Origin of the sequence: Methanonatronarchaeum thermophilum (assembly GCF_002153915.1) — an archaeon.
Taxonomy (GTDB): domain Archaea; phylum Halobacteriota; class Methanonatronarchaeia; order Methanonatronarchaeales; family Methanonatronarchaeaceae; genus Methanonatronarchaeum; species Methanonatronarchaeum thermophilum.
In genome coordinates this window covers 185,001-203,088 of the sequence record NZ_MRZU01000002.1, presented here as the reverse complement: position 1 = coordinate 203,088, position 18,088 = coordinate 185,001, and the positions used below count along the sequence as shown (strand labels likewise).

Sequence of the window (18,088 nt, the reverse complement as noted above, 5' to 3'; positions counted from 1 at the left end):
ACATCTTATCTACATGTCGTACCTAAATGATTTTTCCTTTAATTTTGGGTTAAGCATACTGATTGTTGGGTTAATAGTTAACCTGATTTTCAAAGGCACCAACAAACTCAAGCTATTCAATCTATTTATATTTCTGGCTGTAACTATCGCGTTGTTTCTTTCAAATCCGGTTGTAGATATACCCATCTACCTAAGTGGTTTGTTTTTAATACTCGGTGGTTCCTACTTCTTGAGCCGAATTAACCACCTAAACAGGGTTCGTTTAGAAAATCTGTTCCAAAAATCATCAATCGGTTTGATAGAACTTACCAACGAAGGCAGAATACTAAGAGCCAACCAAAAAACAAATGAAATCCTCCAAACAGAGAAAGATGGTCTATCCTGCAATGATTTAATAGAACAGATCGATCTAAACTACGATGAAAAACATGGTATCGAAAAAATCAAAGTAAACGACAAAAATATCTGGATAGAGTACCACTTAAACCCTCTCAACGATTTAAATGGATTTCATAGATATATATTAAGTTTAAACGACATTACCGATAAGAAAAAAGCAGAAAAACGGAGAAATTTGGTTGAAGAATTGTTAGAGCATGATATCAAAAACAAACTGATGGTGATGGATGGATACATACACCTCCTAAAAGAGACAAACCCATCCGAAAAACAAACAAAACACATAAATAAGATCGAGAAAACAGAAGACGAACTAAAATACCTCATCAACAATATAACACTACTGAAGAAAGCCGACCAAATAAAAAAAACAAAAATCGACCTAACCAAAACAACCGAAAAAACAATCGAAAAACTCCAACACAAACTAAAACAAAAAAACATAAAACTAGAAACAGATTTACACAACGAATTACAAGTAAATGGAAATGAAATACTAACAGAAGTAATTAAAAACATTATAGAAAACGCCATACAACACTCAGACTGCAGCAAAATACGTATAACAACCAAAAAAACAAACGATAAAACAATACTAAATATAGAAGACGATGGAGCCGGCGTACCCCCTAAACTACAAGAAAAAATATTCCAACAAGGATACACCTCCGACAGAGAACATGGCCTCGGCCACGGACTATACCTCTCCAAAAAAATCATAGAAAACATAGATGGAGAAATAGAATACAAAGACTCAGAACTAGGAGGCTCAAACTTCCAACTAAAACTAAAACAAAAAACAAACCTCTAAATCAAATAAAAAAAATGAGGTATAAGTTAAATTAAATTAATAACCTCTTTTTTTAGGTCGGTTATCAGTTGTATTTTGTTCTATCTCTCCATCAACCGTTATAATTATTTCTTTGGTTTGGATTTCCCTATCTATTTTCTCTATAGCTTTTTCTATTATCTGTTTTGTTCCGTAACAACAGGGAACTTCCATGTGTATATTGGTTATTTTTTCAATTGGATTTTGTTCCAAAATCTTGGTTAGTTTATTTATATAGCTGTCTCGTTCATCAAGTTTCGGACAACCCATCACCAATGGACGTCCTCTGATAATCTGATGTATATCGGGGTAGGTTGGTGTAACGCAGTCGGCGATGAAGACCAGTTCTTCAGTCTGGAAATAAGGTGCCTTAACCGGAACAAGTGTTAGTTGAATCGGCCATTGGTTTAACCGATACTCTTCATCTCCAACCGTTTTTTTATCATCAGTCTGTATCTGAGCTCCAGGACATGAATGAGAAGTTTTCTCTATTTCGTTAGCTTCAAATTCAATAGGTGGTTCGATCCCCAACTCCTTTAGGTGGTTTACTGCAGTCTCCAACAACTCCTGTTGTCCATGGTCGGATAGGTGTTGTAGATGGGTTTTTAGAACGTTTGGGCCTTGTTGAACCATCTTTTCAACAACTTCCTCCTCATTATATGGCTCCACATCCTTCTCCGTTATCTCAATTGCGTTTTTAGGACAATCACCTATACAAGCACCCAACCCATCACAGAAAGCCTCATTAACAAGCATTGCCTTACCATCAATTACTTGAATCGCACCTTCTGGACAAGCTGGTATACATTCTCCACACCCATCACAAATCTCCCGATCTATTTCAATAACATCTCTTTTAACCAATACAAACCAACCCCCAACTAATCAAACCCTCAATATTCAATTACCTATCTTTATCACTGTATTTACATTTGTTTTTATGTCCGTTTTTTTATCATTGTTTTTTGAATTTTGTGAAGCTTTTTTTGATGTTTTTTACTTTTGGGTGGTGTAGGTAGTCTATGCTTGTTCCGTTTGCTTTTTTGATTTCTATGTGGTTTATTAGTTTTTTGTATTTTCCACCATGATATCCGTCTGCAACAACTGCGTATCCCTGCGCCGTCTTCTTCGTTTTTTCGGCTCCAGGCAGTCCATCCATCTCCCTTAAATCGATGTTTTTGAGTTTGTCTTGGAGTTCATCTGTTATTTCGGGGTGGTTTTTGAGTCGGCCGGACAACAAAACCAGTTCATCTTTGTTTTTTAGGGATTTTACTCCTTTTACGATTCCGTCTATCATTGCGTCGAAACCCAGTTTAGCCTCTGGTTTATCCAGTTTTTCCATGAGTTCTTTGGGTGTCTCTACCCCTGCTATTGTTTGGGCTCCTCCTTGGAATACGTCTTGTTTGTCCCAGGTTTTACCGAGCTGCACCACCTCTAGGTCCAGGGTGGAGGCGGTTAGGAATCCGGGTCCTGGCATTGTTGTGCCACCTAGGCCATCAACAACCTTGCCACCCCGTACCTTGATTATGGAGTTGTAGCCAAAACCCATCTCCAAAACAAGACAATCAACATCTTTATAATCTATTTGGTTTTTTTGTGTTGTGGTGTGGATTCCGAGTGTTGTTACGGCTAGTTTGTCGGCGGTGCCCATGTCGATTTTATTCAGTTTTTTGTGTTTTGGAACTGTCTCTAAATTTATTACGCCTGGTATGAATATGATTTCGGATTTTAGTTTTTTCATTTGTTTTATTGATTCTGTCATTGCGTGGTATAGTTCGGCTCCGAAAACACCGTTTTTACGGGCTCTTTCGATGAATACTTTCTCTGTTAGTAGTATGTAGTTGTAGTACCATTCCTCTAACCTTTTTTGTGGGATTTCGTTGAGTTTGGTTGGTTCTACGCCGTATCCGGAGGGAGCTGCAATCAGGTCTGGCTCTCCGGTTTCTTTGATTGTGTTAATGAGTTTTTCTGGATTTTCTGCAACCTCCATTGTGTCCACTGTTTTTTCGTAGTAGACCTCTCCGTTTTCAAGGCCACATACATCCATGCTTTTAGTTCCTGGGTCTATGCCAACTACCTTCATACACAACTTAATTGTTTTATTTTGCTTTAGAACTTCTCTAGATATCTGTTTATTTCCCAGTTGTTTACGTATGCTTTGTATTGATCCCACTCTGTTTTTTTGGGGGTTTAAAACCTGTGTTTTTAGTTTTTTGAGTTGATTTATTAATGAGATATAGGTGTTTTTGGAAAATCACTAGGTAAGAAAACAAATATACATAGTAGCTAGATATGGCCAAAAAGTAGACTTTTATTTCGGCACATTTTTTGTTGTTGGTTTTTTCCATCTATTTTTTAATCTATGATATAGTCGGGTTTTTTTAGGGTGGTTTTAGTTTTGTGAATGGTTCTAGGTTTATTTCTGGTAGGGCTGGGTGTATGTGCATTGCGTTGAATATGGTTTGTGGGTTTCCTCCTGCGGCCATTACTGTTATTATTTCTTGTATTAGGGTGGGTGCGTGTGGTCCGATTATGTGGTGTCCGAGTATTTCTTTTGATTCTTTTTTTACTATTGTTTTTACGTATCCTGTTTTTTCTTCCATTGCTTGGCCTTTGGCTACTTCGTTGTATCTTGCTTCTCCGATTAGTATGTCGTGTTGTTGTTTTGCTTGTTTTTCTGTTAGGCCGACTGAAGCTATCTGTGGGTTTGAGTATATTGCTTTTGGGTTGGCTGTGTAATTCATTTCTATTTCTGTTTGGTGGAAGGCGTTTTCACTTGCTATGTTGGCTTCTCGGTTGGCTGTGTGTTTGAACATGTGTTTTCCTGTTGCGTCGCCTATTGCCCATACGTTGGGTTGGGTTGTCTCCATTTTTTTGTTGACTTTTATGTAGTTTTTTTGATCGGTTTCTATATCTGTGTGTTGGAGGTTGAGTAGGTCGGCGTTTGATTTCCGGCCTGTGGCGACTAAAACAAGTTCGGCGGTGAACTCTTTTTCTTCGTCGTTTTTGGTTGCAGTTACCTTTTTTTCTCCATTTATTTTTTTGATTTCTCTGGCTGTTGTGTTTGTATGTAGGTTGAGTTTTTTGTTGTATGTTTGTTTTAGTATTTTTTTGATGTCGTGGTCCATGTTTGGTATTAGGTCTTTGTTTCTCTGCAGTATTGTTACATCGGTTCCCATTGAGTTGAAGAAATGTGCATACTCTATGGATATATATCCTCCACCGATTATTATGATTGAACTTGGTTTTTCTTCTATATTGAGGATTGTTTCGTTTGTATAGGTTTTTACTTCGTCAATTCCTTTTATCGGTGGTTTGTTTGCTCGGGCTCCGGTGGCTAGAAATATTTTATCGCCTTTTATTATTTGGCCATCCACCTTTAGTTTGTAGTTATCTATAAACCGGGCTTTTTTATTATGGAAGTCAAGGTTTTCTATCTCTGTTAGATTTTTTATGGTCGTGGATGAGTTTTCTTTAACTTTTTTACGCATCCGCTCCATTATGTATTTGAAATCGATTTTTTCGATATTTACTTCGATTTTCAGTTTTTCAGCCTTTTCTTTCATTGAAACAATGTCGGCTGGATAAGTTAGTAGTTTAGTAGGTATACAGCCATAGTTAAGGCATGTACCACCAAGACGGTCTTTCTCTATAAAACAGACAGAGTAGTCATGTTGTAATGCTACATCAACTATATGGCTCCCAGAACCACCGCCAACAACAACCACATCATATTTCTTCATTAAAAAACTCCTTAATGAAAATAGTTAATAAAACATTCAATATTATTGTTATTGTTTTTTAAACATTATATTTAAAAACATTTTTTTGGGTTTGGTTTTGTTTTGGGTTTTGGGGTTTTGTGGGGGTTGATGATTTATAGGTTTGGTTATATATTTTTGTTTTGATGTTTGATCAGTTGTTTGAGGCGGTTCCCCCTACGATTGTTAAGTTGGTTGCTGCTACGTTGTTAGGTTTGTTTTTAGGTTTGGAGCGTGAGTGGTCTGAGAAGCCTGCTGGTATTCGTACTTTTGCTTTGATTTCTTTGGTTGGGAGTGTTTTTGGTATTTTGGGTTTTGAGTCGGTTATTGCGATGGGGGTTTTGTTGATTGTTGCGTTGGCGGTTTTGGTTGGGTATAGGAGTGTTCGGGAGAAAGAGTTGACGGGTTTGTTTTTAACGACCAGTGTTTCTATGTTGGTTGCGTATGGTGTTGGTGTTCTTGTTGGTTTGGGTTTTTATCTTGAGGGAGTTACTATTGCTTTTTTAACTGCTTTGTTGTTGGTTCTTAAGAGGGAGTTGCATGAGTTTGCTTTAAATTTAACTAGAGAGGAATTGAGAAGTGCGACTGAGTTTGCGATTATATCTTTTGTTATTTATCCATTGCTTCCTTCTGAACCTTTTGGCCCTTGGAATGCTATTGATGCTCGGTTGGTTTGGCTGTTGGTTATCGCTATCAGTGGTATTGGTTTTTTAAATTATATATTGGTGCGTGAGTATGAAGAACGTGGTTTTTGGGCTACGGGTTTTTTCGGTGGTCTTGTAAATTCTACTGCTGTGGTTGTATCGATAACTAACCGGGTGGGTGAGTTTAGAGGTAGTGATAGAACGGCATTAAGCACTATTTTATTGGCGAACAGTGCAATGTCCTTTCGGAATCTGGTGATTGCAGTACTGTTTGTACCAGCTATCATAATTGATGTGTTGGTTCCATTAGGTTTGATCTGTTTGGTCGGTATATTTCTTGCTTATTATACAAATCCATTTAACGGTGGGGTGGGTCCAGCTGGATTGAAATCTCCATTTAACATAAAAAATGCCTTGTTGTTTGGAGGTTTTTTCCTATTTGTATTGTTGTTTTCAGCATGGGCAAACGCTAGTTTAGGTGAGACTGGTTTCCTAATCACCATGGCTTTAGCTGGGTTGGTCAGCAGTGGTTCTGCGACAACAACGGCAGTTGCAATGTTTGGAACCGGTCAGATTGTGGGGCCGATGGCCGCTTTAGGCATTATAGTTGGAACTATAGCCAGCATAGTTGTGAAAATAGTGTTTGCTGCAATCAACGCTAGAGAAATAACAGTCTCCGTTTTGTTTTGGAACTTAACATTAATTTCTATCGGCCTTTTAGGTGTAGCCCTCTTAACAATAATCTAAAATTGTGTTACACCTGCATTACAGCTTCTGTTTTATAAGTAGTTGTGTGTTGTATTGTCAGTTGGTGAAGTAAAATGAGGTACACAAGATACCGATGTGAATCTGAGAACGGTGGTTTGACACATTTTGTCACGAAGGGAGATGACGCTCCCTTCTAACCCCCTATTTTTTTGGAGGCCCTTTATATGTGGATTGAAGAAGATACTTATTATGACCCTGAAACAGGTTTCTATTGGTTTAGAGAGGCACCAGATATCAGTGACATAGAGAGCGAGCTAGAGCAAGAGATTGAGGATTATAGGTTTGAGAAAAACATCGAGTTTGTCTATTTTAATGTAACTGAAGCGTGCAATGCAGACTGTCCATATTGTTATGTCCCCAAAGAAAAAAGAGAAACCGGCATATCAATGGATGAACAAGAAGTCAAGGAGATTATGGATAGATTAAAACAAACAAATGTCAAGAGAATTTTGTTCCACGGTGTAGAACCGTTAATAAAAAAAGAATTAATTTTCAATATAATGGAAAGCTATCCAGAGTTTGACTACGGAGTTCAAACAAACGGTTTATTACTAGAAAAAACGGACATCGACTTCCTAACCGACATTGGTGCAAACATCGGTTTATCACTTGATGCACCCGACCCTAAAGTAAACGATTTCTTGAGAGGCGACGGACATTATGAAAACACAATCAACCTACTCAACGAACTAAAAGGATATGAAGGACTCAGCGTAATAACCACAATCAACAAACACAACGAACACCTACTAACAGAAATGGTCGATCTACTCTCAAACTACGTAGAAACAGTATTAATGAACCCTGTAAGAGGAACCAGTCAAGGAGGAAGAGACCTAAGACCCAACAACCTAACCGAAAACTTCCTAAACGCAGTAGAAAGAGCAATGGAACACACCAAAAACGGAAACAGAACAGTAATCGGTGACTACGCAAACATCATATTAGGAATAATAGCACCAGCAAGCCGTGTACTACAATGCGATGTCTCACCCTGCGGAGGAGGCCGACGATTCATATCAATCACCCCAACCGGAGTCTACCCATGCACAGAATTCATAGGCATAGAAGAATTCAACAAAGACCTAGAATCCGCATTAAACCACACATCATTCAAAAAAATAACAGAAAGAAAAGTAGAAAACATCACAGAATGCCAAGACTGCGAATACAGACACCTATGTGGAGCACCATGCCCCGCAGAAATATACGCAGCCGAAGGACAAATAAACAAAGAAAGCCCATACTGCGAATTCTACAAATCAATAATAGAACACGCATTCAAAACAATCAAAAACAACGAAGAAAAACACATAATAAAACTCGACAAACTAAAGAAAACACACGAAATCAAAACACCACAAACACCACAAACATAACCAACCTTTCTATATCAAACAAATCAGAAAAAACAAGGACAAAAAAACCAGAAGCCCCGTCCAATAGGCCGGGGCCCAAAATCACAGTTAAATAGCCCTCACCATACCTTCGAAAGATCATCAAACATAATAGATACAATCAAAGTTTATTTACATCTGTATATACATAACAGATATTATGTTAAAGATTATTGGTTATGCATTAGTTTTACCGATTCTAGCTCTAGCTGGAGCTGTTGCAGGAAGTTTCATCGGATTAGGACCATTATATGGAGGTATAGCCGGAATAATAATCGGTCTAATAGGAATATCAATCATAATAAGCATACTATCAACTCTATTATTCCTAATCCAGGTCTTAATCTTCGGAGGCTTCCTACTCCTAACAGTAGCCATAGGAGGATACCTCGCAACAATACTAACGCTAAACCCATTAATAGGTGGAGTCGTCGGACTCATCATAGGTTTAATAGCAATGAGCCAAGTTGTAGGCTAACACTAAACATCCACCCAAAGATAAATGAACTATGCAATAAGACCTAAGGTTAAGGTCACTTTTTCCTCTTCCTAAAATAAGAGGATCTTAGCTTTGATTTATGATAAAATAACAAGTATAACTGAGGTAGTTAGTTAAAAACGAATTGAACGGGATTAATTACCAACTACCTACTTATCTAATTTTCTAACGTTTTTAGTTAGGTTAACTAGAAGGTTACCTATGTGACATACTCCCCTCCCTGAAGGAAGAGGATCTTAGCCCTGTTTAGATAAAATTATTTAGTTTATTTTAGTTGGTTTTTGTTGGTTTTTTAGAGTTCGTTTCCGTATTGGTTTTTGTGTACGATTTTGGTTAGTGGTTTTCTTTCTGATTTTCTTTGTTTTTGTTTTGGGTGTCCTATGCATATTATGGCCATTAGTTGTAGGTTTTTTGGGGTGTTTAATACTTTATGGGCTTCTTTTTGTTTGTTGAGTATTTCTCCGTTCCATACTGCTCCTAAGCCGAGTGAGTGTGCTGCTAGTAGCATGTTTTGGCATGCTGCTCCTACTGCTTGTATGTCTTTTGTTTTGTTGTATGATTCGTTTTCGTCTAGCAGTATTGCTATTAGGGCTTTGGATGTTTCCATTGTTTGTTGGTATTTTGTTAGGGTTGCTAGTCTTGAGATTTGGTTCTGGTCGTCTATCAATATGAAATGCCATGGTTGGTTGTTTAATCCACTTGGGGCCCATCGACCTGCTTCTAGAATGCTGTAGAGCCGGTTGTTGTCTACTTCTTGATCCGTGTACTCTCTGATGCTACGTCGATTTACTATACAGTCTAATACATCGCTCATATCAATTAATTAATTTCTCCAGACAATAAGAATTTTTAGGAATAGTTTACCTATTTCACACATTTTTGTTTAGATTTTTGTTTTTTAGGTGGTTTATGTGGTTTGTTTACCATGGCTCGTCTTTTAGTTCTAGTTTATATGCGATTCGGTTGACGGTTAGGTGTATTATTGGGGTTAGTATGAAGGCGAGTAGTAGTATTTGTGGTGTGAAGTTTGTTGTAAACCATGTTGGATGTAAGATCCATGTTATAGCTAGACTTCCTATTAAAAAATCGAGTTGGTCTACTCCTGGAAATGGTGCTCCTCGCTTTTTATTTAGCCTTCTTTTTATAAAACTGAAAAACATATCACCGATTAATGCTCCAAAAGCGAGTGTTGCAACGATAAAAATGCTTTCATTGAATGTAGGTAGGTTTAAGGTTGGAGCTAAAAAGATCTGGGTTGTTCCAACTATTGTTCCACAAAATCCTCCTCCAATGAAACCTTTTATAGTTTTTCCATCGCCAAGCAACCGGTTTCCATCTATAAAGTTATATTTAAAGTCGATTGGTGTTTTACCTTGGAACAAGACAGCAGTGGAGTTAGGAACATAACTTGGGATCACCAGCCAAAGCGCTGTTACAACTATTTCTAGCATCTAAGACACCATCCCCATCTCAAAAAAAGATTTAAGGCTTGATTCAAGGATAAAAACAAAAAAACTCATTAAAATCTAATTACCAAAATACCTATATTAACAAAAAACTTTCCAATAAAAAAATATTGAATAAAGTTTTTTCTTGGCAATTTTTTTTCGACTACTAGATATATGAAATTGGTGAACTCGATTCCTGTATGTTTCAGGGTTTGGGTCTATAGGTTTTTTATTGTCTATTTTTTGGATAGTTTTATATTTGTTGATTTCTTATTTCTTTTTAGTTATGTCGGTTATATTTACGGATGGGCTAACCAAATCATATGGTGATGTTTTAGCTTTAGAGGATTTGAGTATTGAGGTCGGGGAAGGAGAGATTTTTGGTTTTCTTGGGCCGAATGGTTCTGGTAAGAGTACGGCGATTAATATTTTGTTTGATTTGGTGAGGCCTTCTAGTGGTTCTGCGTCTATTTTAGGTTTTGATTGTCAGAGTGATAGTGTTGAGGTTAAGAAGAGGACGGGTTTTCTGCCTGAACGGTGTGGTATATATAGTAGGCTTTCTGGGCGGAAGCATATTGAGTTCGCTATTAAGTCTAAGGGTGTTAATGATGATGTTGAAGAGGTTATGAAGCGGGTTGGTATACTTGATGCTGCTGACCGTAAGGCTGGGGGTTATTCTAAAGGTATGAAGAAACGGCTTTGTCTTGGTATGGCTTTAACAGGTAACCCCGAACTGATTATTTTGGATGAACCTACAAGTGGTTTAGATCCAAATGGTGCGCGTGAGGTGCGTAACATAGTTTTAGAAGAACGTGATAGAGGTGCAACCGTTTTCTTTTCCAGCCATATCCTAGATCAGGTGCAGAGAGTGTGTGATCGAGTAGCGATACTTAAAAATGGAAAACTTATTGCAATTGACAGTATTGAGGGATTGAGGAAAGAGGTTGGTAGTAAATCGGGACTTAGGTTGGTTTTGGAACAAACACCAACTAATTTAAAGGAACAGTTGATGGCTGTAGATGGAGTGGAAAACGTTGGTATAGAAGGCAATAAAGTTGTATTGACTTTGGAGTATGAAGTTTCTAAGAACACGGTTTTAGAAGCTGTTAAAGAATCTGGAGCTGAAGTCTTAGATTTTGAAACCCAGGAAGTTACTTTAGAAGACCTGTTTGCAAGCTATATCTCACGTAAACAAAATTAAAAAAGTATCGATTGAAATGAAGTGGCATTACATAGCTAAAAAAGATTTTGAAGACGCAATACGCTCCAAAGTATTCCTCATACTGATCGGGATATTCATATTGATTGTAGCAGGTGGCGTATACGCAGTATCATTAATACCAGAAGGTTTTTTTAGAGAAGAAATACCGTTAACAAGTGACTTTGCAGTTATAGCACTACAATCAATATTCATCGTTTTCGTACCACTAATAGCATTGGTAGCAGTTTTCAGTTCAATAGCTGGAGAAAGAGATTCCAACAGCCTCCGAGTACTATTAAGCTTCCCATACACCCGTCTCGACGTCGTGCTAGGAAAATTCATCGGAAGAGCATTGGTAGTCACAATACCCATACTAATCGGATTTATAGTAGCAACATTTGTAATAATTGGATTATACGAAGAACTAGCTATAGGCAACTACCTGATATTCATCGCCCTAACAATACTACTAGCCTGGTCATTCATCGGCATAGGAATCGGATTCTCCGCAGCAGCTAAAACACGAACAATGGCAATAGGACTTGCAGCAGGAGTATACCTACTATTCCTAATCTTCTGGGACATAATCTACCTCCTAATACACTACGTCATAAAAGGTGGAGTCCCCGGAATAGGCCAGTGGCCTGAATGGCTAGTTTGGATAGACAGCGTAAACCCAATCTCAGCATTCGGATACCTATCCTCAAAATACATAGGTCTAGAACAATTCCATGAATTCGCAAACCCATTAATGCTAACAGGAAAAGAAACACTCCCATTCTACCTAACAGAACCGGCCTTAATACTATACCTACTACTATGGATGATAGTACCAGTTATATTAGGATACATATACTTCCAAAAATCAGACATCAGCTAAAATCACGAAAAACGTTAAAACGGTGAAAACAATAGAAACCTAAATTACACTAAAATACCTTATACCTAAAAAAAATAGATCGAAAATAGATAACTTCACCATAGTTATAGATTTAAGTGCTTAATGTAGGTGGAGTTGATGTTTGTTGGGAGTTTAATTTAAATTAATTTAAATTACATGTAATTTAGTTTGGTTTTATACTCCCAATCTATTGTTTTTTGTTTGTTTTGTTTTTTATCGTGCTTTGACGTGTGTGGGGTTGGAGCCTCGTTTTTTCATTAGTATTCTGTATCCACAGAATGGACAGCGTACTCCTGTTCGTTCTTGGTCTAGTTCTACGTCTTCGTTACATCTTGCGCATCTATATCCCATTTTTTTCCTCCAGAAATTTTCTATTTTTATTTTTTGTTGGTGGTTTTGTTTATGTTTTTTGTTGGTGGTTTTGTTTATGTTTTTTGTTGGTGGTTTTGTTTATGTTTTTTGTTGGTGGTTTTGTTTATGTTTTTTGTTGGTGGTTTTGTTTATGTTTTTTGTTGGTGGTTTTGTTTATGTTTTTTGTTGGTGGTTTTGTTTATGTTTTTTGTTGGTGGTTTTGTTTATGTTTTTTGTTGGTGGTTTTGTTTATGTTTTTTGTTGGTGGTTTTGTTTATGTTTTTTGTTGGTGGTTTTGTTTATGTTTTTTGTTGGTGGTTTTGTTGTGTTATTTGGTTTGTTTCTGTTGTTATCATTATCCATCTTAGCCATGAGTTGGTTGCTGCTCTTAGTGATGTTGTGTCTTTGGCTTGTATTTGTAGTTGTAGTTTGTTGTTTTGTTTTGTTATCTGTGTTTTGGTTCGGTTGTTTGGTGCGTCTTTTAGTTCGGGTTTTATTGCTTTGTATGTTGTTTTTGGGTTGTTTGTTTTTATTGTGAGTTTTAGTGTGTGCATTTTTTGTGTTTTTGTGTTTTTACTGTGTGTTTATTCTTCTGTTTCTTGTTTGACTTCTTTTAGTGTTCTTTTTACTTTGGCGCCTATTGGTGTTTTTGGTTTGTATGCTCCGCCTGCGGTTTTTTTGCCGCATTTTCGGCATTTCCAGATTCCTGTTCCGTTTCTTTTTAGTGATTTTGTTTTGCATTTTGGGCATTGGTGTGTTGCTTTTGATTCTCTTTCGATTTCGGCGATTTTTTTGCGTATTTTGCTTCCGTATCTTGCTTTGTATCTTTTTGATGGGTCTGATTTTATTTTTTTGGGCATTTTGGGTCACCTTTTTGTTATGTTGTTTTTTATTATTTTTCGTGTTTTTTGTGCTTTTTCTATGCTTTTGTCTACTATGTTGTATATTTCTTGTTCGGTCCATGTTCCTGATTGGCCTTTTTGCATTCCTACTATTTCGTTTTCTGAGTTTGTTATTGTTGTTAGTCTTGTTGTTCCTATCATTTCTTCGTTGTGTGTTGGGTCGAGTAGGATTTCGTTTCCGCATTTGAGGTATGTTTTGCTTACTGGTATTGTTTTTATGTCTATTTCGTTTGTTCCTGGTTCTACTTCGTATTTTTCGTATGGTATGTCTGTTGTTAGTAGGGCTGATATTGCTGCTATGTTGGATACGTCGAATAGGTTTCCGTCGTGGTCTAGTACGTGTATGTCGACGAATATCATCCAGACTTTCTCGCCTTCTGTTATGCTGAGTTTTGTGAAGTCTATTGCTTGTGATTCTCGTATTCCTCTGTCTACGACTCGGGCGATTTCTGTTGCGTATTCTCCTGGTGGGCCTGGTTCGAATGTTGGTGATGCTAGTGCGTTTAGTTCTGCGTTTGTTATTAGGACGCCTTGGTTTGGTGTGTCTGGGAATGGGTCGCCGGTTTCCATTTTGATTCCGACTACGACTTCGGTTTCTCCGAGTTTGACTCTTGCTGATCCTTCGGCTTTTTTGATTAGGTTGGTTTCTATTTGGATGTCTCTTTCTTCGTTGAGGTTTCGGCCGTCTTGTCTTTGGCCTCGTCTTATCATTTCTGTTATGTGTTCTCTTTGTATTTCTGCGATTAGTTCTTCTTCCATTTTAGTTTCCTCCGTATTTGTTTTTTAGGGCTTGTTTTTGTTTTTCGTATAGTTGGTGGCATCCTTTTTTTGCTAGTTTTATTGCTTTTTCGAATTCGTTTCTTGTTAGGTTTCCGTCCATCTGTAGTAGTGTTATTTCTTCGGTTTTTGGCATTATTGCTATTGGGAGGTCTGCTTGTCCGTAGTTGTCTTCGACCTCGTTTACGTCGAGTACTATTGTGTCGTCGACTTTTCCTGATGCGCAGCTGGCTATTAGGTCTCGCATTGGTATTCCTGCGTCTGCACAGGCTACTGATGCTGCTGTTAGTGATGTTGCTCTTGTTCCTGCTGCTGATTCGATTATTTCTACGAATACGTCTATTACTGAGTTGGGGTATTTTTCTAGGAATATGGCTGATTCTAGTGCTTCTTTGCTGACTTTGGATATCTCTCTGTCTCGTCTTCCGGGTCCGGGTCTTTTTCTTTCTGATACGGAGAATGAGGCCATGTTGTATTTGTATCGTACTATTGCTCGGTCGGGTTCTGCTAGGTGTCTTGGGTGGACTTCTCTTGGACCGTATACTGCGGTCATTATTTTGTTGTCTCCTAGCTCTATGTAGCATGAACCGTCTGCGCGGTTTAATACACCGCTTTCTATGTGTATTGGCCTGATTTCGTCAGGCCTCCTACCATCAACTCGCTTACCTTCTTCATCAATAAAACGTTCTGGTTTTTGTTTTGTTTTCATAAAATCACGCTCTTTTATTAAAAAAATCTAGTGTTTTTTTATTTTTGGTTTTTTAGGTATGTTTTTATTTTGTTTGTTAGTCCTGATTTGTGTGCTTCTTGTTCTATCATCTGGATTGCTTTTGTGACTTTCTCTATGTTTTGTTTTTCTCCGTCTATCCATATTCTTCCGTTTTGTCCTACGTAGATCTGGCAGTCTGTTTCTCTTTTTAGCATTGATATCATTGAGGCGTTTTTGCCTATTACTCTGGGTACTTTTGTTGGTGTTATCTGTGTTATTGTTCCTTTTGTTATTTTTTTGAGTTCTTTTCCGTCCATGTTTGCGTCTGCTTGTAGTTCTTTGTCTACTTCGACGATTTCGATTATTGCTGCGTCACCGATCTTTAGGTGTTGTTTGAGGTCTCCTGACTCTATGTATTCTGGGTGTAGTGATACTGGTAGTCTTGCGTCGTAGGGGGAGTTTATGTTTAGGAACCAGTTGTTGAAGCTTATGTCTGTTACTATTCCTATGACTTTGTCTCCTTTTTTGGGGATGTATTTGGATTTGATTGGTAATACTTCTATTGTGTCGTTTCTTTTGTTTTTGAATCCATATATGCTTGAGTATATGTTGTTATCTTCTTTATATGTGTTTTTTCCGGGTTTTAGGTTTTTTCCTATTTTTTCTCCGGGGATTACGGTTTCTCGATGTACCATTTGTTATCAATCTCCATATGCCTTTACTTCTCCATTTCCTTCGGTTATTTCTGCTACCAGGCCTTCGAGTTCTCCTCTGATGCCACCGGGACATTGGATTACTCCTACCCATGAACCGTCGTCTTGCCATTCTTCATCCACGATTTGACCGAAGTTCTGCATCTGGCCGTAGGCGGAGCCTGAGTATTTGCCTGGTATTAGTACTGCGAATTTTTTCTGTTTGAATTTGATTGGTATTATTGGTCTGATTGCGTCTAATGCTATGTCGACTTGTTTATTTACTGGTTCGAATGGGTCTATTCGTACTCCGGCTTCTTCCATTGCTTTTTCTATGCGGTTTGGGGGGTGTGGAGCGTCGTTTTGTTGTGGGTTTACTGCGTTTCTCGCTATCTTGTTGATTACTTTTCTCTTTTTTTGTTGCTGTATCCGTTTTCTCTGTTCGCTTGTTAGCTGTATGTCGCCTTCCTTGATTATTTTCTCTGCGATCTCATTGGGGTCGGTGGTGTTATAGACCTCCGTCATCATCTCGTCGGAGGCTTCATCCCCTCTCGATGCATCTTTGAATATTTTGTCTATAGCGAGTAGGTCGTCAAAATCTACTTCGCTACCGTTTTTAAGAGCTAAAGCCAAATCTGGGTCTACTAGGACTTCGAACCTCGTGCCATGGCTTTCCATTCTAGCCGTTACGGCGTCATCGAGAGAGACCATAAAAAACCACTTTATTCTTCTTCAACTTCTTCAGTTTCTTCTTCTGATTCTTCCAATTCCTCTAGTCTGTCTATATATCCCTGTAGTTCCTCATCAGATAGTTTTTCAAACTTACCTGTCTCAACTCGGGCGATACCGATCTCAAGAGAGTTTACTGTAGGATGTTCATCCAACTCATTGATCAATGCTTCTAAACCAAGCATAATAGCTTCACTTATATCAAGGTCTTCCTCATACTCCTCCTCGAAATACTTCATTATCTCCTGCCGGTTCTCCCCGATACTTGTAGCCTTATACTCCATCATAGCGCCACTTGGATCGGTTTCAAACAACTTAGGACTGTCACCGTCAACACCAGCAATCAACAAGGCAGTACCGAAAGGCCGAACCCCACCATACTGAGTATAGGTCTGCAGGTGTTCACAAACCTTGGTTGTTAAAGTATCAACATCAATCTTCTCTTCATAAGTCATCTGATTAACTTGCGACTCAACCCTTGCCTTATCAATCAAGACACGGGCATCAGCCACCAAACCACTAGTAGCAGACCCAATATGGTCATCAAGACTAAATATCTTCTCAATACTCCGTGGCTCAAGAAGCTCGGTGGAAATCCTTTTATCAACTATCAGTACCACGCCATCCGCGGCTTTAATACCCATCGCAGTCGTACCTCTCTTAACCGCTTCTCTCGCATATTCCACCTGGAACAATCTACCATCAGGGCTAAAAACAGTGATAGCCCTATCATATCCCATCTTTGGACTTTGCTGCATAATTTCACCAATTAATTAAAAAAAAATATATAAATACCTAAATCTACCAAATCATTCATCTTGTTTTTGTATAAATCTTTTCTCCAGCTTCCTCATAGTACCAGAAACACCAACAACATCAAAACGAACCTTCAAACCACCAACACGACGCACACAACCCAAAACACCACTCACATCATCAACATAACCAACATAACAACCCACAACAAGAAACTCCCCATCAAAACCATAAATCCACAAACCAGACTCACCAGCCCAAACACTACCCAACAAATCAACAGCAACATCCCACACACCACCAACCAAATCACCCCTACCAACACTACCCTCACAAACAACACGAACCGCCAAATACCTACGACTATCCCTAAGACAAACCGGCAAACCCAATCAAACCACCTCAAACATCCCCAACACCACCATCACCATCATCAACAACCTCAACACCAGGCTCAACAAACCCAGAACCCCCAACCTCCCTATTAAACTCAACCCTCTCCAAAATAAACTCCCTAGAACTATCAAACAAACCACCATCAAAACCAAAAACACCCAACAACGACCTAAAATCACGAGCCGCCTTAACATCAAACCTATCCCCCGCCAACAAACAAGGAACAACATCCACCCCATACCTACCCAAAACCTCAACATCCTTACGAAAACGCCTAACCAACAAACTACGACGATAACCCCTAGAATCCAACAAAGACTTCAAATCAAAACCAACACCAACACCACACTCACCAGCATCCCTAGCCAAAACATAATCAACAACCCCACCACCACCAACCAACAACAAATCAACCCGACCATCCAAAACAACAGCCCGATCAACCTCACCAACACCCAAACTCCGAACAACAACAAAATCAACCAAATCCCTACAACGACCAACCAAACCCTTCAACTCACCAACAGACCCCGGCTCCAACAAAACACCCCAAACAACATCAACACCAACACCACCCAACTCAGGCAAATCACCCAACAAACCAGGATCAACCAAAAAAACAACCCTATCATAACCAAGACTACCTACCTCCCTCGCCAACACACCAAACCCAGAACCAACATCACAAATTACAACAGACATAAAAACAACACAACAATAATACACCAAACAAATTCAAACTTACGGAAAACAACAAAACAAAACCCAAAACCAAAAACCCCAGAACCAATCAACCACTACTCCACTTCACTTCACTTGAATATGCTTATTATTTAATTTAATTTAATTTAATTTAATTTAATTTAATTTGGTTTTGTTTTGTTTTGTTTATATTTTGTTTTGTTTCTATTTTTGGTTGTTTTTTATTT

General features: G+C 38.3%; 22 protein-coding genes (1 of these 22 running past the window's edge). 6 read left to right on the top strand and 16 right to left on the bottom strand.

Annotated features, from left to right (window positions below):
- Positions 1 to 229 precede the first annotated feature (229 nt).
- On the top strand, positions 230 to 1,210 hold the full coding sequence (locus AMET1_RS01060) for a PAS domain-containing sensor histidine kinase (protein ID WP_161490699.1): 981 nt from the start codon (positions 230 to 232) through the stop codon (positions 1,208 to 1,210).
- A gap of 36 nt (positions 1,211 to 1,246) precedes the next feature.
- On the opposite strand, the gene AMET1_RS01055 is transcribed toward AMET1_RS01060, so the two are convergent.
- The 3 genes from AMET1_RS01055 to AMET1_RS01045 all read right to left on the bottom strand — a co-directional run bounded on the left by AMET1_RS01055 (position 1,247) and on the right by AMET1_RS01045 (position 4,971).
- Positions 1,247 to 2,092, bottom strand: coding sequence for an ATP-binding protein (locus AMET1_RS01055; protein ID WP_086636631.1), 846 nt, complete (start codon positions 2,090 to 2,092; stop codon positions 1,247 to 1,249).
- Between the two features lie 91 nt (positions 2,093 to 2,183).
- Positions 2,184 to 3,311, bottom strand: a complete 1,128-nt coding sequence (locus tag AMET1_RS01050) for a DUF1464 family protein (RefSeq protein WP_086636630.1) — start codon at positions 3,309 to 3,311, stop codon at positions 2,184 to 2,186.
- A gap of 298 nt (positions 3,312 to 3,609) precedes the next feature.
- Entirely contained in the window at positions 3,610 to 4,971 is a 1,362-nt protein-coding gene (locus AMET1_RS01045; RefSeq protein ID WP_086636629.1) for a dihydrolipoyl dehydrogenase, read from the bottom strand.
- A gap of 164 nt (positions 4,972 to 5,135) precedes the next feature.
- Between AMET1_RS01045 and AMET1_RS01040 the strand changes: the two genes are divergently transcribed.
- The 3 genes from AMET1_RS01040 (at position 5,136) to AMET1_RS01030 (ending at position 8,276) form a co-directional block, all read left to right on the top strand.
- Positions 5,136 to 6,380, top strand: coding sequence for an MgtC/SapB family protein (locus AMET1_RS01040; protein WP_086636628.1), 1,245 nt, complete (start codon positions 5,136 to 5,138; stop codon positions 6,378 to 6,380).
- 185 nt (positions 6,381 to 6,565) lie between these two features.
- Entirely contained in the window at positions 6,566 to 7,780 is a 1,215-nt protein-coding gene (gene cbpB / locus AMET1_RS01035) for a peptide-modifying radical SAM enzyme CbpB (RefSeq protein WP_086636627.1), read from the top strand.
- 178 nt (positions 7,781 to 7,958) lie between these two features.
- Positions 7,959 to 8,276, top strand: coding sequence for a hypothetical protein (locus AMET1_RS01030; protein WP_086636626.1), 318 nt, complete (start codon positions 7,959 to 7,961; stop codon positions 8,274 to 8,276).
- Between the two features lie 313 nt (positions 8,277 to 8,589).
- Here AMET1_RS01030 and AMET1_RS01025 read toward each other — a convergent pair whose 3' ends face one another.
- Both AMET1_RS01025 and AMET1_RS01020 read right to left on the bottom strand, forming a co-directional pair.
- Positions 8,590 to 9,111: a nitroreductase family protein gene (locus AMET1_RS01025; protein ID WP_086636625.1), complete on the bottom strand. Its 522-nt coding sequence runs from the start codon at positions 9,109 to 9,111 to the stop codon at positions 8,590 to 8,592.
- A 106-nt stretch (positions 9,112 to 9,217) separates the two neighbouring features.
- On the bottom strand, positions 9,218 to 9,748 hold the full coding sequence (locus AMET1_RS01020) for a CDP-2,3-bis-(O-geranylgeranyl)-sn-glycerol synthase (RefSeq protein WP_086636624.1): 531 nt from the start codon (positions 9,746 to 9,748) through the stop codon (positions 9,218 to 9,220).
- A 283-nt stretch (positions 9,749 to 10,031) separates the two neighbouring features.
- Here AMET1_RS01020 and AMET1_RS01015 point away from each other — a divergent pair, with 283 nt between their 5' ends.
- Both AMET1_RS01015 and AMET1_RS01010 read left to right on the top strand, forming a co-directional pair.
- Entirely contained in the window at positions 10,032 to 10,946 is a 915-nt protein-coding gene (locus AMET1_RS01015; RefSeq protein ID WP_086636654.1) for an ABC transporter ATP-binding protein, read from the top strand.
- On the top strand, positions 10,915 to 11,826 hold the full coding sequence (locus tag AMET1_RS01010) for an ABC transporter permease subunit (protein ID WP_086636623.1): 912 nt from the start codon (positions 10,915 to 10,917) through the stop codon (positions 11,824 to 11,826). Before AMET1_RS01015 ends, AMET1_RS01010 begins: the two co-directional genes overlap by 32 nt.
- Before the next feature lie 234 nt (positions 11,827 to 12,060).
- Here the strand turns inward: AMET1_RS01010 and AMET1_RS01005 are convergent, their stop codons facing one another.
- The 11 genes from AMET1_RS01005 to AMET1_RS00955 all read right to left on the bottom strand — a co-directional run.
- Complete coding sequence (locus AMET1_RS01005; RefSeq protein ID WP_086636622.1) at positions 12,061 to 12,198, bottom strand: DNA-directed RNA polymerase subunit P; 138 nt, start codon at positions 12,196 to 12,198, stop codon at positions 12,061 to 12,063.
- 299 nt (positions 12,199 to 12,497) lie between these two features.
- On the bottom strand, positions 12,498 to 12,752 hold the full coding sequence (locus AMET1_RS01000; protein ID WP_086636621.1) for a KEOPS complex subunit Pcc1: 255 nt from the start codon (positions 12,750 to 12,752) through the stop codon (positions 12,498 to 12,500).
- A gap of 30 nt (positions 12,753 to 12,782) precedes the next feature.
- Positions 12,783 to 13,058 carry a 50S ribosomal protein L37ae gene (locus AMET1_RS00995; protein ID WP_086636620.1) on the bottom strand — a complete coding sequence of 92 codons (276 nt, stop codon included), beginning with the start codon at positions 13,056 to 13,058 and terminating at the stop codon, positions 12,783 to 12,785.
- Between the two features lie 6 nt (positions 13,059 to 13,064).
- Positions 13,065 to 13,859 (bottom strand): exosome complex protein Rrp42, encoded by a 795-nt coding sequence (rrp42, locus tag AMET1_RS00990; protein ID WP_086636619.1) that lies wholly within the window; start codon positions 13,857 to 13,859, stop codon positions 13,065 to 13,067.
- A 1-nt stretch (position 13,860) separates the two neighbouring features.
- Positions 13,861 to 14,586: an exosome complex exonuclease Rrp41 gene (gene rrp41 / locus AMET1_RS00985; RefSeq protein ID WP_086636618.1), complete on the bottom strand. Its 726-nt coding sequence runs from the start codon at positions 14,584 to 14,586 to the stop codon at positions 13,861 to 13,863.
- Positions 14,587 to 14,624: 38 nt separating this feature from the next.
- Positions 14,625 to 15,281, bottom strand: coding sequence for an exosome complex RNA-binding protein Rrp4 (gene rrp4, locus AMET1_RS00980; RefSeq protein ID WP_086636617.1), 657 nt, complete (start codon positions 15,279 to 15,281; stop codon positions 14,625 to 14,627).
- A gap of 6 nt (positions 15,282 to 15,287) precedes the next feature.
- Positions 15,288 to 15,989, bottom strand: coding sequence for a ribosome assembly factor SBDS (locus AMET1_RS00975; protein WP_086636616.1), 702 nt, complete (start codon positions 15,987 to 15,989; stop codon positions 15,288 to 15,290).
- An 11-nt stretch (positions 15,990 to 16,000) separates the two neighbouring features.
- A complete protein-coding gene (gene psmA / locus AMET1_RS00970; protein ID WP_086636615.1) occupies positions 16,001 to 16,765 on the bottom strand; it encodes an archaeal proteasome endopeptidase complex subunit alpha in 765 nt (254 codons plus the stop codon).
- A 51-nt stretch (positions 16,766 to 16,816) separates the two neighbouring features.
- A complete protein-coding gene (locus AMET1_RS00965) occupies positions 16,817 to 17,149 on the bottom strand; it encodes an Rpp14/Pop5 family protein (protein ID WP_161490698.1) in 333 nt (110 codons plus the stop codon).
- Positions 17,150 to 17,165: 16 nt separating this feature from the next.
- Positions 17,166 to 17,861: a hypothetical protein gene (locus tag AMET1_RS07845; RefSeq protein ID WP_086636613.1), complete on the bottom strand. Its 696-nt coding sequence runs from the start codon at positions 17,859 to 17,861 to the stop codon at positions 17,166 to 17,168.
- A gap of 204 nt (positions 17,862 to 18,065) precedes the next feature.
- A protein-coding gene (locus AMET1_RS00955) for a metallophosphoesterase (RefSeq protein ID WP_161490697.1) crosses the window boundary here: on the bottom strand, positions 18,066 to 18,088 show its final stretch. The gene runs 742 nt beyond the window's last position; the window shows 23 of its 765 coding nt (coding positions 743–765); its start codon lies off the right edge, out of view; the stop codon is at positions 18,066 to 18,068.

Coding starts and splice junctions, on each gene's coding strand:
- AMET1_RS01050 (WP_086636630.1), bottom strand. CDS start 3,311: ATGAAGGTAGTTGGCATAGACCCAGGAACTAAAAGCATGGATGTATGT.
- AMET1_RS01045 (WP_086636629.1), bottom strand. CDS start 4,971: ATGAAGAAATATGATGTGGTTGTTGTTGGCGGTGGTTCTGGGAGCCAT.
- AMET1_RS01040 (WP_086636628.1), top strand. CDS start 5,136: ATGTTTGATCAGTTGTTTGAGGCGGTTCCCCCTACGATTGTTAAGTTG.
- cbpB (WP_086636627.1), top strand. CDS start 6,566: ATGTGGATTGAAGAAGATACTTATTATGACCCTGAAACAGGTTTCTAT.
- AMET1_RS01030 (WP_086636626.1), top strand. CDS start 7,959: ATGTTAAAGATTATTGGTTATGCATTAGTTTTACCGATTCTAGCTCTA.
- AMET1_RS01025 (WP_086636625.1), bottom strand. CDS start 9,111: ATGAGCGATGTATTAGACTGTATAGTAAATCGACGTAGCATCAGAGAG.
- AMET1_RS01020 (WP_086636624.1), bottom strand. CDS start 9,748: ATGCTAGAAATAGTTGTAACAGCGCTTTGGCTGGTGATCCCAAGTTAT.
- AMET1_RS01015 (WP_086636654.1), top strand. CDS start 10,032: ATGTCGGTTATATTTACGGATGGGCTAACCAAATCATATGGTGATGTT.
- AMET1_RS01005 (WP_086636622.1), bottom strand. CDS start 12,198: ATGGGATATAGATGCGCAAGATGTAACGAAGACGTAGAACTAGACCAA.
- AMET1_RS01000 (WP_086636621.1), bottom strand. CDS start 12,752: ATGCACACACTAAAACTCACAATAAAAACAAACAACCCAAAAACAACA.
- AMET1_RS00995 (WP_086636620.1), bottom strand. CDS start 13,058: ATGCCCAAAAAAATAAAATCAGACCCATCAAAAAGATACAAAGCAAGA.
- rrp42 (WP_086636619.1), bottom strand. CDS start 13,859: ATGGAAGAAGAACTAATCGCAGAAATACAAAGAGAACACATAACAGAA.
- rrp41 (WP_086636618.1), bottom strand. CDS start 14,586: ATGAAAACAAAACAAAAACCAGAACGTTTTATTGATGAAGAAGGTAAG.
- rrp4 (WP_086636617.1), bottom strand. CDS start 15,281: ATGGTACATCGAGAAACCGTAATCCCCGGAGAAAAAATAGGAAAAAAC.
- AMET1_RS00975 (WP_086636616.1), bottom strand. CDS start 15,989: ATGGTCTCTCTCGATGACGCCGTAACGGCTAGAATGGAAAGCCATGGC.
- psmA (WP_086636615.1), bottom strand. CDS start 16,765: ATGCAGCAAAGTCCAAAGATGGGATATGATAGGGCTATCACTGTTTTT.
- AMET1_RS07845 (WP_086636613.1), bottom strand. CDS start 17,861: ATGTCTGTTGTAATTTGTGATGTTGGTTCTGGGTTTGGTGTGTTGGCG.